Below are 14658 nucleotides of genomic sequence, written 5' to 3'. Positions count from 1 at the left end.
AATCCCGTCGCGCTCTTTTTGGCTGGTAAAAACCGCTCACACGATTGTGTACCATTCGCTTCGCTCATGGGACTCCCATCGCGCTCTTTTTGTTGCTGTAGAGACCGCCGAGCGCTAGCGAGGTGTGTTGGAACGCACTCGCGCGACGGACATCGCAAACGCTCCGCGTTTGCTCAATCCCGTCGCGCTCTCTTCGCTGGCGGTGGAACAACTCCCCCGCGGTAGTGAAGTGTGCTGGTGAAAATCGGTGAGCGACAGCGACCACACCTCTGCCAACACTCATCACGTGTCGTACTATTGCCATCAACGTGGTCTTCGCTTCCGACTCACCCCTGCAAGGCCGATTCGAACAGACGCTCGACAACGCCGTCGTCTACGGAGATGCCGAGAAAGAGACGATTCTGCACCAGGGACCCATCCGAATCTTGCTGAATGGCTGGGTGGAAGTCCCGAACGAACGCTTCCTCTCTCCGAGTGCAGTTCACCACATCGACAGTCAACCGCTGGAGTAGGCGCGCTTCAGACGACTTCCAACTCTCGTCTGCACTCCGGGCACACCTCGTCGACGAGAGTCACCTGTGCGTCGCAGTCCGGACAGAACTCGCGGTAACACGCTCGGTCACCCATGCCAGTAACTATCGCGCGAAACACCGAGAAGGTTTGGAGGGCCGATTCGTCACTCGTCGGCGACGTCCTTCCCCGGGTCAGAGAAGTTCGCGCCGATTTCGTCGCCGTACCGCTGTGCGAAGAGGCCGGGGACGGCGAGGAGGTCAGCGGGGGCCCCGTCTTCGACGACGATTCCGCCGTCGGTGACGAGGACTTTGTCGGCGTCACGGACGGCGGCGGCGCTGTCGGTTGCGACGACGAAGGGTGCCTCTGGTTGGCGCATCGCGGCGAACGTCGCGCGGAGACGCGACGGCGACGTGCTGTGCGGGGCGCAGACGAGCGGGGACGCGTGAGGGGCCACGGTGGCGGCGATAGATGCCGCCTCGGAGACGCGGGCACCGACGATAGCGAGGAACTGGGGCCGTCTCGCTGGGTCGGCGGCGTCCGAGACGGCGGAGGGCTCCGATGTCTCGGTCTGGGACATACACTCTGTCAGTGGTTGGCACAGGGTATAAGTATAGGTCGAGCTACCGACGTTTCGAACACCATAACCGAAATTTTAGAAAGATTTGCACACTTCTGCGCAGAATATCTGTCGGAACTCAACACTCTGGCGCTCTGGGTCTGATATCTCGGTTCCGGCACTCGATTAACGCCACGCAAACCGCGGTTCTCACGGGATGGGCGTCGCTCTCGGGTGTGAAGCCAGAAAAAACGGTTCGAAATCGGGCCGACGTTTCGAGTCGATGCGTGGGTCAGGTGGTGGGTGTATGGTGGCCTATTCGAGGGGCGTTTACATTGCGCCGCCCATGCCGCCCATACCGCCCATGCCGCCCATGCCACCCATACCGCCGGGTGCGCCGCCTTCGTCGTCGTCGCCGCCGGTCTGGCCACCGGAGAGGTCGCCAGCAGCGATGACGTCGTCGATGCGGAGAATCATGACGGCGGCTTCGGTCGCGGACTCGATAGCCTGCGTCTTCACGCGGAGTGGCTCGACGACGCCCTCTGCTTCCATGTCGATGATGTCGCCCGTGTAGGCGTCGAGGCCGGCAGGGAACTCGCCGCCGTCGTGGCGGGAGCGAAGGTCGACGAGGGAGTCGATGGGGTCGAGACCAGCGTTCTCGGCGAGCGTGCGTGGGATGATGTCGAGCGCTTCGGCGAAGGCTTCGATGGCGAGCTGTTCGCGGCCACCGACGGAGTCAGCGAATTCGCGCAGGACGAGCGAGAGTTCCGTCTCGGGGGCGCCGCCACCGGGGAGGACCTTGCCGTCTTCGAGCGTCGTGCGGACGACGCCGAGGGAGTCCTCGATAGCGCGTTCGAGTTCGTCGACGACGTGTTCCGTGCCGCCGCGGAGGATGAGCGTGACGGACTTGGCGTCTTCGACGTCCTCGACGAAGATGCGCTCGTCGCCACCGACGTCCTTCTGGGCGACGGAGCCGGCGAAGCCGAGGTCGTCTTCCTCGATGTCGTCGAGGTTGCTGACGACGCGGCCGCCCGTTGCGCGGGCGAGACGCTTGAGGTCGGAGGACTTGGCGCGGCGGACCGCGAGGATGCCCTGCTTTGCGAGGTAGTGCTGCGCCATGTCGTCGATGCCGTCACCGACGAAGACGGCGTCGGCGCCGACGTCGACGAGCTTGTCGACCATCTCTTTCAGCTGCTTTTCTTCCTGGTCGAGGAACTGCTGAAGCTGGTCTGGGTCGGTGACGTTGACTTCGGCGTCGATTTCCGTCTCACGGACTTCGAGCGCGTCGTCGAGGATGGCGACGTTCGCGTCTTCGACCGCGTACGGCATGTTCTCGTCGACGCGCGTCTTGTCGACGATGACGCCTTCGACGAGTTCGGAGTTGTTGATGGAACCGCCGACGACCTTCTCCACGGAGACGTTGTCCGTGTCGATGCCGTCGTCGTCCTGCACTGCGAGGACGGCGTCGACGACGAGTTCGGCGAGCAGGTCCTTCGCGGACTCTGCGCCCTTGCCCGTCATCGCCGTGGCAGCGATCTTCGTGAGGGTCTCGCGGTCGTCCTCGGTGACTTCGATAGCGTTCGATTCGAGGACTTCCTTGGCCTTCTCGGCGGCCTGACGGTACCCCTGTGCGATGGTGGTCGCGTGGACGTCAGACTCGAGGAGGTCTTCGGCCTGGTCGAGGAGTTCGCCCGCGATGATGACGGCCGTCGTCGTGCCGTCTCCGACTTCTGTCTCCTGCGTCTCGGAGACTTCGACGATCATGTTGGCCGCGGGGTGGTCGATATCCATCTCCTTGAGGATGGTGACGCCGTCGTTCGTGACGACGACCTGCCCGCCGGAGTCGACGAGCATCTTGTCCATCCCCTTGGGGCCGAGCGTGGTGCGTACGGCCTCGGCAACGGCCTTTCCGGCCGTGATGTTCATCGACTGCGCATCCTGACCGGATGTGCGCTGCGAGTCCTCGCCCAGAATGATCATGGGCTGACCCTGCTGCATTCGCTGGCTCATAGTCATCGCCTGATTGTTTGTGATTCTATAAAAAGGTTGTGTTTATTGGTATGTCAAAACGCAACACGGTGGCGCAGTCACTCCCCTTCGACGCCGGTCGATTACGTGGGTTTATCAACGATTACGAAGCCAGACTCGGCGTGCGCCATCGAAGGGGTCAGTGTAGTCGATGCCGAGTTCGTCGTGGATGGCGAGAGTGGGTCGTACGTCTCTCGTCTCGAACTGTGGAGACGTGGCTCACGTCATGGTGTGTAGTAAAAAGACGATACGGTGGGTCAGGACCGCGGGAGCGGTGCCCTCGTCGGTGAGACTGCGGTGGCCGAATGGCCCCACAGCGGTGGCGTCTCAGTTGTTCTGGCGAACGTTGAAGTCGCGGGTCAGTTCGTTGTGCTTGCGTTCGAGGAACGAGTAGACGGCGCCGTGTGGTGCACCGTCGAGAATCATCTCGACGGCGCGGCGGACGACTTCGACTTCCTCGGGTTGGCCGATGATGCCGAGCGTCGACCCGTAGATGACTACGTCCGCGCCAGTCAGTTCTTCCATGAGTTCGCGGGTGCGACCGTTCTCGCCGATGAGTCGGCCCTTCTGGCGACGCATGTCGTTCTTGTTTCGGGTGTGCCGGTCGATTTCGATGAGTTCGAACATCATCATCTCGTCGTCGAGGAGCGACATGGCGTCCTCGGGGGCGAAGCCACGGCCCACGGCGCGGACGACGTCGGGGGCGACCATCCCGAGGACGGGGTCGCCGACGCTGTCGATTGCGACGCTGCCGTTTTCGGAGTCGACGTCGAGTCGAACCTCCGCTCGACTCTCGATTTCTCGGAGCGTCGAGCCACCTTCGCCGATGAGAACACCAATACGGTCCTGCGGCACCTTGACGTGCTGCATAGGGGTGGATACCCGGTGGAGCGGTTTAAGCGTTCGCTCGCACGGGCGCTACGTGTCTCACTCGCACGCGACGCCGCACCTTCCTGCCGCTACGTCACACTGTAGACGCACTGGCGTCGGGTTCGGAGTGAGTCACACGATAGACGACGAGCGACCCGACGGCGACGAGGACGAACCCGCCGACGAGAGCAGGGCGATAGAATGGTGCCGCAAGCACGCCGTAGGTGCCGAGGAACGTGTTGACCGCCGCGTGGCCCAGCACTGCCGGGACGAGGCTCCACTCCGCCCACTCGGTGGCGACGCCGAACAACAGCGACCACGAAACCGTGAGGGCGAGGAACGACGCCGGGTCGCCCCCGCCGATGGCGAACGATTGACCGGGCAAGAGAAACAGCGGTGCGTGCCAGAGTCCCCAGACGAGGCCAACTGCGCCACCGGCGATTCCCGGTCCGACTCGCTCACGGAGAAGTGGATGGGCGAACCCGCGCCATCCGGCCTCCTCGGCAAGTGGCCCGCCGAGGAAGACGTTCACGAGGATGACGACGGGGAGGAAGGTGAGCGGTGGGGATTCACCCGGAAACCCAGGTGGGACTCCGCCGAGTGAGGTGACCCAGACAGCCACGACAGTGACGGCGAGTGCGATGACGACGACGGCGACGGCGGGCCACAGTCCGCTTCGCCACGCGAGGTACTTCGAGAGAAGCGCGCGGACGCCGTCACGGCCCGCGTCTCGCCACGTCAGGACGACTGCGGCGACTGTGGGTCCCCATGCGCCTGCGAGAATCGCGACGATATCGACTGCATTTGGGAGGACAGCAGTCAGAAGCCAGAACGCCCACGCCCACGCGGCGGCGAGGCCAGTGAATACGGCGAACTGGCGGGAGACGCTTTGTGACACCGCCTACTCCTCGGCGTTCTCGTCCTCGTCTTCGTCGGCGGTGACGAATTCGTAGAGTAAGTCGGCGTCGGCGTCGGCACCCTGCCGCTGGAAGAAGTTGGCGACGTTGCGGCAGTCACGACGGAGGAAGTCCTCGGCGTTCGGGTGGTGAATCGTCACCGCCTGCCCGAGGTCGATGACGACGAGTTCGCCTTCGTGGATGATGAGGTTGTACTCCGAGAGGTCACCGTGGACGAGGCCCGCGCGGTGGAGGCGACGCATGTACTCGCGGACGACTTCGTAGGCAGTCTGGGGGTTTTCGACGTTGACTTCCGAGAGGCGACGCGCCCGGTCTTCGGCGAGGCCGACGAGTTCCATCACGAGGACGTTTCGCTGGACGGCGATTGGGTCCGGAACGCGGACCCCGGCACGCTGGGCGCGTTCGAGGTTGGCGAACTCTTTTCGAACCCACGCGCGGACGACCTGTCCCTTGTCGTGGCCGATGCCTTCGAATCGCGGGTCGCCTTCGAGGTAGTCGCGCATGTGACGGAAGTCGGAGGCGTTGATGCGGTATATCTTGACGGCGACTTCGCTGTCGTCACCGAGTGCCTCGTAGACGTTCGCTTCTTTTCCCGTCGAGATGGGTCCGCCGAACGCGTCGATGTGCCCGTCTTGGACGAGTTTGTATATCGCCGCGAAGGTGGCGTCGTCGAACACCGACTGCTCGACTTTGAACTGGTCGGCGTCTTTCATCCGAATCCTGAACTCGTCGAAGTCACGGTCACGTCGCTTGGCGATGCGGTCTGCTTCGTCGTCAGAGAGGTCTATCTCTTCCCACTCGTCGCCAAACGCCTCGCCCTCCTGGGGTTCGACCATGCCGAACTCGTCACTCATTGGACTAGGGCTACGAGAGGCGAGATGAAAAGGCCACAGGTGCTGTCTTCGTGTGGTTCGGTCACGACCGAGGAAGCAGGCGGGTCAGCTTACTGGATGTGCCCTTCGCGGCGGAGTTGGTCTGCTTCGGACTTCTCGTAGCGCCACGTGATGTCGCCCTTCTCGTCCTGCCAGTCCCACGGTTCGACGAGGACTACGTCGTCTTCTCGAATCCAGATACGCTTCTGCATTCGGCCGGGGATGCGAGCGGTCCGCTCGACGCCGTCTGCACAGCGGACGCGGACACGATTGGCACCGAGCATGTTGGTCACGACGGCGAACACTTCGTCGTCGTTCGGCATTCGAAGGTCTCGGCGGCGCTCGTTCTCGTCGTCGCTCATGCGCGACGCTTCTACGTCGTCATGTTTAAACCCGCCGACGTTTGCCCGAGTGCGACCGTCTCGCCGAACGACGCGTTTAGGGGCTTCCCGGTCCGCCGTCGTGGTATGCTCGACAAACTCGGAACGAAAGGCATCGCTGGCGTCGTCTGTCTCCTCGCTGGAATCGTCCTCGTCGCCGTCCAAGCACCCATCGTCGCGGCCGGTATCGCACTCGTCGTCGCCGGGATGGGACTCGTCGCTGGCGGCCTCGCAGAGAACGTGATGAAGATGTTCGGGATGGCCTGAACCCATAATGTAAAACAAATAGAATGTATAGATTAACTGAAAATAACAAAAAAGTTAATTTATTGGCAGTATGTTTTGTGGATGTGTTGACTAGAAAACGTCTCACAGCAGTCGCGGCGCTGGCACTCACAGTTCTAGTGTTAGTTCTTGCCGTGCAAAAACCGGAGTTGGCTGAGCTCCCCTTAATGATTGGGCAAGTTGTCGGCATCCAAGTTATTCCACCCACAGGTGTTATCCCTGACTTAGGCCAGATGGCGGCACAGAATGGGCTTATGGGTCAAATTGGTCAACCTTTACTTGCTTTCGCTGGAACAATTGCGTTCCTGAAAGGTGCAGAGCGAGTCTGGGGAAACTTCAACCCGTAAACCTATACTATAACTGATTCTCGGTTAACTCTCCTCGATAGTTACTTCTTAGAATTCACTACGCATGTTTTTGATGAAAAGTGAACAGTCGACGGCAACAAAATGTATCGAATAATAAAAAGTCGTGGTGAAGATGTTCGGGATGGACTGAGTCGGCTCCCCTGCCGATTTCCGACGAGACGTCCGCTTACGCGTCTATCTTCTCGCGGCCCGGTGCGATGAGTTCGTCGAGGTAGCCAGCGAGGGCACCCTTCGCGTCGAGGGGGTGGAGTTCGCCGGATTCGAGGTCTGCTTCGAGCGACTCGTAGTCGTCGTATTCGAGGTTGCCACCGTACTTGTCGGGGCGTTCGACGACGACGCGTTCGAAGCGCGGGAAGACGTGGTACTCGAAGATTTGGAGGACGGGGTTGTCGCGTGCCTCGCCGTCGTCCGTCGGGTCGGGGTCGGCCGTCGGCGGGCAGAAGGCGTCGTTGACCTTCTCTTCTATGTCCTCGGTCGTGTCTTCCATCGAGATGGTGACGCCCTTCGACGAGGACATCTTCCCGATGCCCGTCGCGAGGTCCGCGATGAGCGGCGTGTGCATGCACGTCGGCGCGTCCTCGTTGATGCTCGGGAGCGTGTCACGAGCGAGCATGTGGACCTTGCGCTGTTCCATCCCGCCGATGGCGAGGTCGACGTCGAGGTAGACGATGTCCAACGCCTGCATGATGGGGTAGACTGCCTGTGCGACTGTCACGCTCTCGCCGCTCTTGATTTCGGCCATGGCGCGTTCGGCCCGCGAGAGCGTCGTCTCGAGTTCGAGCGCGTGCAGGTCGAGGACGTAGCTCTCGTCGAGTTGGAACTCCGACCCGAGGACGAACTCGGTCTGGCTCTCGTCTAGGCCGTAGGCGATGAACTGGGCTTTCATCCGCTCGGCCGTCTGTCGAATCTCCTCGAAGGTGCCCTTGCCGTTGAGGTAAGCGTGTACGTCGGCCAGCAGCACGACTACCTCGAAGCCCGCCTCTTGGAGGTCGATGAGCTTGTTGGCGGTGAGCATGTGACCGATGTGGAGGACTCCTGAGGGCTCGTAGCCCACGTACGCTCGCTTGCCCTCTGAGTCGTCGGCCAGCGCGCGCACTTCGTCCTCCGTGACCACTTCGGAGGCGTTCCGAGTGATCAGGTCGTATGCGTCCATACGTGTTCGGAAACGGGGATGTGGGATATGACTTCTGGAAACCCGCTCGCGGGCGAAACGGACAACACGTCCCGGTGCTAACTCCGGGTGATGTCCGACTCTGGTACTCGCACGCGAGCGCCGATTTTCATCTTCATCGCGCTCATGCTCGCTGTCTTCGGGTTACTGGCTGTGATGTGGGCGTCGGTCAGCGGCGGCGACTTGCTCCCGTACATCCTCGGCTTCGCCGTCTACTTCCTCGTCTTCCACGTCTACCTGCCCTACCGGGTCCACAAAGACGCGACGTTCAAAGGGCGAAACGCGACGTTCTGGGCGGCCTTCGCGTTCTTCGTGCCACTGCTCGGGGCGGCGCTTTACTTCGTCGTCGTCGGATTGACTGGGAGTGACGACGACGTGGCGAGTTAACGACGAGGTTCGACTGGAGGAGACCGTATCTGCTCTGTCGAAATCGTCAGGATTCGACAGAATTCGCGTGACACAGACAGAGGGTGTGTCTTGTAGGGATGCTACCCACTTGTTCACAAAGGGTCGAAGGCGGGAAATCGGAGACAGAACGGTTATGAAGAGAGTCTGTGCGCCTTTCGTTCGATAAGTTCGCTCATCAGCAAGTTAATTCGGCGGAAGAGAAGTAGAACGTTTCCAACTGTGAGAACCACAATAATCATCAGATCAAGGTTGAACGACACTCTCCATTGTAGTATGATAAAGACCAGTAGACCGACCACAGTTATCGAACCACTCTCTCCAAGATACCAAGCGGCATGACGAAGGTAACCCATATGATAATCCTTTCACCAATCCTAATGTCATTATCGCATCAAGTATAACCGACACGGGCTCTGTATTCAGGGCGAGTGTGAAAATATCAATAAACCGACTATATATCGCCTCCTCTACGGATTGAGTGGTTTGGGTACGGAGAGGTCAGGACTCGCGCCACTTGTGGCCGCACTCGACGCAGGTGAACAGCCGAACCTCGTAGGAGCCGCCCGGCTTCGGCATCATCTGGTAGTAGGCCTGGTCGCTGTCACAGTCGTCTGCCGGACAGGTCTCTTCCATCGTCTCGGTGGGACCCTGGGTTGCGTCGGCCACGGCGGGTGCCCCGTCGTCCCGCTGTCCATCTTGGAGCGCCATCGCCGCTTCCGCTTGTGAGTCTCGTCGCTCTTCGTTCTCACAGGAGCGACACACCCACGTGTCGCCCTCCGTGTGCATCATCGAACCACACTCGTCACAGAATTGCATGATACGAGCGGATACACGAGTGTCGGATATATCTGTTAATCTCCGACCCGTCGTAAATTCCACGCAACTGCTCATGCTGACTGTATCGACCGATTCCCTTCGCCCGCTACGTGAGGATATTTGCGCGCAAGACTCGAACCCTCTATTCAGCACACCCTCGTCAAACTATCAGCTACTCGACCACTCGGCAGAGCCACCTGACTCACCCGAAACCGGATTCGACGCGTCTTACCGCTTTTCTGCCCGGTGTTCGGAGATAATCTGGTCGACCATCGACTTTCTGTCTTCCTTCCGGCGTTCTTCGACGCGGCGCTCCCAGTCGTCGATAGCCGCCTGTATCTCCGACTCGCGGGCGACGGCGAGTTCGTCTATCTCCTGAATCGTCATCCCGTCGGCGGGTGCGACCGGAATCTCAGCCTCGTAGAGCACTTCGTCTGCGGCGTCCGAGAGGTTTCCAGACCGGAGGACGACGCGAGGGTCGAACTCGGCGAGTCGTTCGGCAGTCGTTCGACCCGCACCACTTGCGTCGCGGAGGTAGACGACGTCGCCGGCGGCGATACCGTACTCCTCGACGGTGTGGTCCAGCGCGCCGTTGGTGAACTGCTCGACGATTTTCACCGGGACGAGGTTGCCGTCCGTGTTCACGTCGGCGAAGTTCGAGTGGTCGAGTTTCCACAGGGACTTGAGGCGGTCGAGTTTCTCTGTGAGTTCTTCGTTCTCGGCTTCGAGCGACTCGACTTTTCGTTCTAATCGCCCGTTCTCGCGTTCGAGGCGGTTCACTTCGCGGCGTTCGCGGGCCTCACGGCGCTCTTCTCGGCGGGCGTCAGAGAGTTCTTTCTTGTACTCTTCGATGGTCTCGTTCTTCTCGTCGAGCGTCTCGTTGAGGTCTTCGACGTGAGATTCGAGGCGGTTCACACGCGACTTCAGGTCGCGAATCTGCCGTTCTTCGGGGGAGATTTCGGGTTGCTCGGGGGCGTCGTCGGTGTCGTCGGTGCCCGTGTCTCCCCCGTCGTCGTTCATCTCGCGGAGGACGGCCTCGACGGACTCCTCGCTCGTGAGGACACGCGAGATGACTTCTTCGCGGTCCACGTCGGCAGGCACCTTTCGCGAGATGCGGTCGAACTGGTCTTCGTGGGCGTCGAAGGCGAACAGTGCGGCGGCGAGGGCGTCGCGTTCGTGGTCGTTCTCGTAGTTCACCTCGCGGGTACGGTGGAGTTTTTCGTCCACCGGGATGTCGCTCGGTGGGGCCCACCCGGCGGCGTCGAAACTCCGGCGGAATTTTTCTACGGTTTCGGGCATCGGGGTCACGTCGGCGGCGACGAGACTCGGTCGCCCGCGTTCGATGAGCCATTCGATGATGGTCGCGGTGTCGGCGGTTCGGGTGGAGTGGACGTCGAGGACGCGGCCGTTCAGTCCGACGACGGCGACGGCGGTGGTCGTTCCGGGGTCGATACCGACGATGACGCGGTCACGGCGTTTGACGAGTGGTTCGAACTCGATGCCGTCGCGACGCTCACGTTCGATTTCGATGCGGGTGTCACCGGAGCGACGCGAGGAGACGGGGATGTCCTGTGGCCGACCTTCGACCGTGAACAGTGCCTGTGAGTACCCGCCGTACTTCTCGGTCACGTCGTGTTCGAAGTCGAGGTTCGCCTCTTTGAGCGCCGCTTCGACTTCGCGGGACTGCTGTTTGACAGAGCCGTGAATCCGTCGCGTGTAGCGGTCTTGGCTCCAGCCTCCTTTGCCAGTCGACCGACCACGGGAGACCTTCACCGTCGTCGTGTTCTCGAAGGCGACGACTTCGTGGCCGACGTTCGCGAGGGCGAGTCTGGCCGCCGCTTCGGCTTCTTTCATCGGCTTTTTCCCGTAGGGGACGCCGTGCCGCGATGCCACTCGGGAGAGTGGTTCGGGCCGTTCGGCCCCGGTGACTTGCACGAGTCGGGTCTCGTGGGGGAGCCATCGCAGGAAGCGAACGAGGTCGTCTTTGTCCGTCGCGAGTTCGTACATGTTGTCCGTCGCGACGATAGCTGGTTCGTCGCGCTCGATGAGGCGACGTAACTTGCGGAAGGAGACGACGTCTCGTTCGATTCGGACCTCGTCTGACTCGGTGTCTCGGGTATCCAACACGACGAGGGCGTACGACGGAGCGTCGCCGCGCACGTCGCCGCTTTGGATGTCAACGCCGAAGACGACCGAGTCGAGCGCGCTCGTCCGGTCGTTCACGACGGCGACTAGGGACGCACCGAATATATACTCCACGCCGGGGTATCTCGCGTCGGACAGGACCCGTCCGTGACGCCTCGTGTCGATTGTGACTGGTGCTGACACGAAAGTAACAAATCAGAAGGGGGTAATATCGACACGTGAGTTCTGATATCCCCGACCCGCCGTCGGTGACCCCCCGGTCGCTGACGCGGATTGTTCTCATTGCTGGCATCGCCCTCCTCCTCGTCGCCGCCCCCGTCGCAGGCCTCCTCGCGTGGGAACCTGTCGAAGAAGGCAACGTGAAGGTAGTCAAGAAGTGGGGTGCGACGACTGGCACTGTGTTCGACCCCGGTGCCCACCTCGTCAATCCCGTCTCGCAGTCGACTGTCTCGCTCTCGGTTCGCCCGCAGTCGTACACCATGTCCTCAGCGACTAGTGAGGGCGAGCGGCAGGGTGACGACGCAATCACCGTCCTCACGCAAGACGGCCTCAGAACCGACATCGACGTGACCGTCCGTTATCGGGTCGACGCCGCGCAAGCGGTCAAGTTCTACCAGAACTATCGGACGGTCGAATCCGCCGAAGAGCGCCTCATTCGCCCCTCGATTCGGTCGGTCCTCCGCACCGAAGCCGGTCGATTGCCGGTCACGGTCATCTACACCGGCGAGGGCCAGACGCAACTGAAGGCCGCCGCCGAGAGGGAACTCGGCGCGGAGTTCGCCGAGGCGGGCCTCATCCTCGAAGCGGTCCAGATTCGCAACGTCGAACTCCCGTCCGAGTACGCACAGGCGGTCGAACAGAAGGAAATCACGGAACAGCGTCGCCAACAGAAGCAAGACGAACTGGCCGTCGAAGAACTCGAAGCAGAGCGCAAACGAATCGAGGCACAGGGTGAGGCGGACGCGAACCGCATCATCTCTCAGTCGCTCTCCGAGGAGGTTCTCACCCAGAAGTACATCGAGAAGTTAGACGAGACGGACACGGTGTACATCCCGGTCGGTGGCGATGGCTACCCGCAGTTCGTGCGGTCACTCGACAATGAGGGCACGTCCTCAGTCTCAGCGTCCTCGTCGTCCTCGTCTTCCACCGAATCAGCGAACAGGTCGCAGACGACCACCAGTTCGGCCTGATGCGACTCCGCCGCGAACTCGTCGTCGTGGTCGTTCTCTTGGCCGTCGTCGGCGCACTCGCACGGACGAGTGCAGGCAGATTCGTCCTCCCACTCGTCGCCCTCGTCGTCGTCGTGGGGATGGGTCTTCTGCTCCGCAAACGACCGGCGTACTCGCGGACGACGTTCGGACCGCGGACACGGATACTCGAATCGGACACGGCTGACCCCGATGTGACCTGTGTCGAGTGCGACGCGCCCGCGACGACGACCCGCCACTACGTCCGCGAGTGGGTCGTTCTCGGCGTGCCCGTCGTCCTCCTCGACGACGGTGAAAATCCGGTCTGCGACGACCACCGAGACTGACCATCTCCTTTTGCCACCCGTTCAGACGAGACTCCCTTCTGCGACGAACTCGACGCGCCCGCCGACACGGACGGCCACCTCGTCGCCCTCGTCTTCCGCTTCGAGGAAGAGGTGCGAGGGACGACCCATCTCGTACCCCTGTTCGACGGTCACCTCGATGTCTCGGTCACCGAAGTAGCGGTTCCGAGCGAGATAGCCTGCGAAACATCCGTTCGCGCTCCCCGTCGCAGGGTCTTCCGGTACACCGTGTCCCGGAGCGAACATCCGCGCCGCGAAGTCGTTAGCCTCGTCGCGCGGGTCCGGACAGAACGCGAAGAGGTTCTCGACGCCAACGTCGTCGTAGAACGCCCGATATGTGGGGAGGTCGACTTCGACCCGTCCGAGTGCCTCGCGGTCCGAGAGCGGAATCATCACCGCCGGAAGGCCAGTCGAGACGACCTGTACTGGCCAGTCGGTGTCGAGGTCCGACACGTCGAGCGAGAGCACCTCGGCGAGCGTCTCGTGGTCGAGTTCGTCGCCGAACTCGGGGGCGTTCTGCGTCATCCAGTACACGTCGCCGCCGTCCTCGTGGCGGACTTCGACTGGTATCGGACCGACGCCGAGGTTGAGTGTGATTTCGTCGCCGGCATCGAAGTGTTCTCGGAGGACGGCCGCGGTTCCGAGCGTCGGGTGGCCGGCGAACGGAATCTCACCGCCGGGCGTAAAGATACGAACGTCGAAGCCTGCTTCGACGCTGCCTCCTTCGACGAACGTCGTCTCGGAGTAGTTCATCTCCTTTGCGAGCGCGGCCATCTGGTCGTCTGTGAGTGTGTCGGCGTCTTCGAAGACGGCGAGTTGGTTCCCGGCGTAGGTCGTCGTGGCGAACACGTCGACAATGTGGAAGGCGTTCGTCGGCATGGCTATCCATGCACGGACGAAGGGGATAAAGCGTGCTGCGACGCCCGGGTGTTAGTCGTCTGCGTCCGGGAACGGAACGTCCACTTTCTGTCCGTCTTCGGCGACGAACACGTCACCGTGGTAGACCTCTCGGGCCTGTTCGAGGAGTGGGTTCGGGTTCGCAGCGTAGCGCGCCGAGATGTGGGTCAGTGCAAATCGACGGACGTTGGCGTCGCGGGCGACGCGCGCCGCTTCGCGGGCGGTGGAGTGCGCAGTGGACTTCGCACGGTCGGATTCCTCGTCGGTGAACGTCGCGTCGTGGACGAGCAAGTCGGCGTCTTCGGCGACTTCGACGGTCGTCTCGAGCGGGCGCGTGTCACCGGTGTAGACGACTTTTCGACCCGGTCGCGGGTCGCCGACGACTTCCTCGGAGTGGACGACGGTGCCGTCTTCGAGTTCTACGTCTTCGCCGCTGTGGAGGCGGCCGAACGCGGGACCGACCGGGACGCCGAGTTCCTCGGCTTTCTCACGGTCGAATCGGCCGGGCCGGTCGTCTTCGACGAGTGCGTACCCGACCGACGAGGTTCGGTGTTCGGTCTCGAACGCGCGAATTTCGTAGTCGTCGGCGCTGTAAGCGACGCTCCCCGGTCGGACTTCGTGGACCGAGACGTGGAATCCGGGTTGGTAGCCGCCGGCGTGGACGAGTTTTTCGAGGTGACGCTTACTCCCCGGCGGCCCGTGGATTGCGAGTGGTCCCTCGCGCTCGTTGAAGTCGAGCGTCTGAATCAAGCCGGGGATGCCGAGGATGTGGTCGCCGTGGAGGTGCGTGACGAACAGGTGGCCGATGCCGAACCCGGTGCCGAACCGCATCATCTGTCGTTGGGTCCCCTCCCCGCAATCGAACAGGAGGCGCTCGCCG

At 61.9% G+C, this 14658-nt stretch carries 17 protein-coding genes; 6 read left to right on the top strand and 11 right to left on the bottom strand.

Features of this window, described 5'->3' with window-relative positions; genetic code table 11:
• Positions 1–308: 308 nt before the first annotated feature.
• A complete protein-coding gene (locus tag AUR66_RS05605; protein ID WP_058571509.1) occupies positions 309–512 on the top strand; it encodes a hypothetical protein in 204 nt (67 codons plus the stop codon).
• Positions 513–676: 164 nt separating this feature from the next.
• Here AUR66_RS05605 and AUR66_RS05600 read toward each other — a convergent pair whose 3' ends face one another.
• The 6 genes from AUR66_RS05600 to eif1A all read right to left on the bottom strand — a co-directional run bounded on the left by AUR66_RS05600 (position 677) and on the right by eif1A (position 6118).
• On the bottom strand, positions 677–1090 hold the full coding sequence (locus AUR66_RS05600) for a hypothetical protein (RefSeq protein ID WP_058571508.1): 414 nt from the start codon (positions 1088–1090) through the stop codon (positions 677–679).
• 309 nt (positions 1091–1399) lie between these two features.
• Positions 1400–3049: a thermosome subunit alpha gene (thsA, locus tag AUR66_RS05595; protein WP_058571507.1), complete on the bottom strand. Its 1650-nt coding sequence runs from the start codon at positions 3047–3049 to the stop codon at positions 1400–1402.
• 375 nt (positions 3050–3424) lie between these two features.
• Complete coding sequence (locus tag AUR66_RS05590) at positions 3425–3967, bottom strand: KH domain-containing protein (protein ID WP_058571506.1); 543 nt, start codon at positions 3965–3967, stop codon at positions 3425–3427.
• 94 nt (positions 3968–4061) lie between these two features.
• Positions 4062–4865, bottom strand: coding sequence for a CPBP family intramembrane glutamic endopeptidase (locus AUR66_RS05585; protein ID WP_058571505.1), 804 nt, complete (start codon positions 4863–4865; stop codon positions 4062–4064).
• 3 nt (positions 4866–4868) lie between these two features.
• On the bottom strand, positions 4869–5738 hold the full coding sequence (rio1, locus tag AUR66_RS05580; RefSeq protein WP_058571504.1) for a serine/threonine-protein kinase Rio1: 870 nt from the start codon (positions 5736–5738) through the stop codon (positions 4869–4871).
• An 89-nt stretch (positions 5739–5827) separates the two neighbouring features.
• The gene (gene eif1A / locus AUR66_RS05575; RefSeq protein ID WP_058571503.1) at positions 5828–6118 is read right to left on the bottom strand and encodes a translation initiation factor eIF-1A; all 291 of its coding nucleotides are present in this window, start codon (positions 6116–6118) and stop codon (positions 5828–5830) included.
• Positions 6119–6223: 105 nt separating this feature from the next.
• On the opposite strand from eif1A, the gene AUR66_RS05570 reads away from it, so the two are divergent.
• Both AUR66_RS05570 and AUR66_RS21130 read left to right on the top strand, forming a co-directional pair.
• Entirely contained in the window at positions 6224–6403 is a 180-nt protein-coding gene (locus AUR66_RS05570) for a DUF7470 family protein (RefSeq protein ID WP_058571502.1), read from the top strand.
• Positions 6404–6426: 23 nt separating this feature from the next.
• Complete coding sequence (locus tag AUR66_RS21130; protein WP_157533006.1) at positions 6427–6768, top strand: hypothetical protein; 342 nt, start codon at positions 6427–6429, stop codon at positions 6766–6768.
• A 187-nt stretch (positions 6769–6955) separates the two neighbouring features.
• On the opposite strand, the gene AUR66_RS05565 is transcribed toward AUR66_RS21130, so the two are convergent.
• Positions 6956–7942, bottom strand: a complete 987-nt coding sequence (locus AUR66_RS05565; protein WP_058571501.1) for a tyrosine--tRNA ligase — start codon at positions 7940–7942, stop codon at positions 6956–6958.
• A gap of 90 nt (positions 7943–8032) precedes the next feature.
• Between AUR66_RS05565 and AUR66_RS05560 the strand changes: the two genes are divergently transcribed.
• The gene (locus AUR66_RS05560) at positions 8033–8347 is read left to right on the top strand and encodes a hypothetical protein (protein ID WP_058571500.1); all 315 of its coding nucleotides are present in this window, start codon (positions 8033–8035) and stop codon (positions 8345–8347) included.
• A gap of 519 nt (positions 8348–8866) precedes the next feature.
• Here the strand turns inward: AUR66_RS05560 and AUR66_RS05555 are convergent.
• Positions 8867–9184 carry an RPA12/RPB9/RPC11 RNA polymerase family protein gene (locus AUR66_RS05555; protein WP_058571499.1) on the bottom strand — a complete coding sequence of 106 codons (318 nt, stop codon included), beginning with the start codon at positions 9182–9184 and terminating at the stop codon, positions 8867–8869.
• Between the two features lie 228 nt (positions 9185–9412).
• Complete coding sequence (locus tag AUR66_RS05550; RefSeq protein WP_058571510.1) at positions 9413–11407, bottom strand: DUF460 domain-containing protein; 1995 nt, start codon at positions 11405–11407, stop codon at positions 9413–9415.
• Between the two features lie 140 nt (positions 11408–11547).
• On the opposite strand from AUR66_RS05550, the gene AUR66_RS05545 reads away from it, so the two are divergent.
• Positions 11548–12519, top strand: a complete 972-nt coding sequence (locus AUR66_RS05545) for a prohibitin family protein (protein ID WP_058571498.1) — start codon at positions 11548–11550, stop codon at positions 12517–12519.
• A complete protein-coding gene (locus AUR66_RS05540; RefSeq protein WP_058571497.1) occupies positions 12519–12863 on the top strand; it encodes a hypothetical protein in 345 nt (114 codons plus the stop codon). Before AUR66_RS05545 ends, AUR66_RS05540 begins: the two co-directional genes overlap by 1 nt.
• Positions 12864–12884: 21 nt before the next feature.
• Here the strand turns inward: AUR66_RS05540 and AUR66_RS05535 are convergent, their stop codons facing one another.
• Complete coding sequence (locus tag AUR66_RS05535; RefSeq protein ID WP_058571496.1) at positions 12885–13760, bottom strand: PhzF family phenazine biosynthesis protein; 876 nt, start codon at positions 13758–13760, stop codon at positions 12885–12887.
• 51 nt (positions 13761–13811) lie between these two features.
• The coding region (gene rnz / locus AUR66_RS05530; protein ID WP_058571495.1) for a ribonuclease Z at positions 13812–14658 on the bottom strand (847 nt) is incomplete at its 5' end.

Source organism: Haloferax profundi (genome assembly GCF_001469865.1).
Taxonomy (GTDB): Archaea; Halobacteriota; Halobacteria; order Halobacteriales; family Haloferacaceae; genus Haloferax; species Haloferax profundi.
This window is presented reverse-complemented; position numbering and strand designations above follow the sequence as displayed.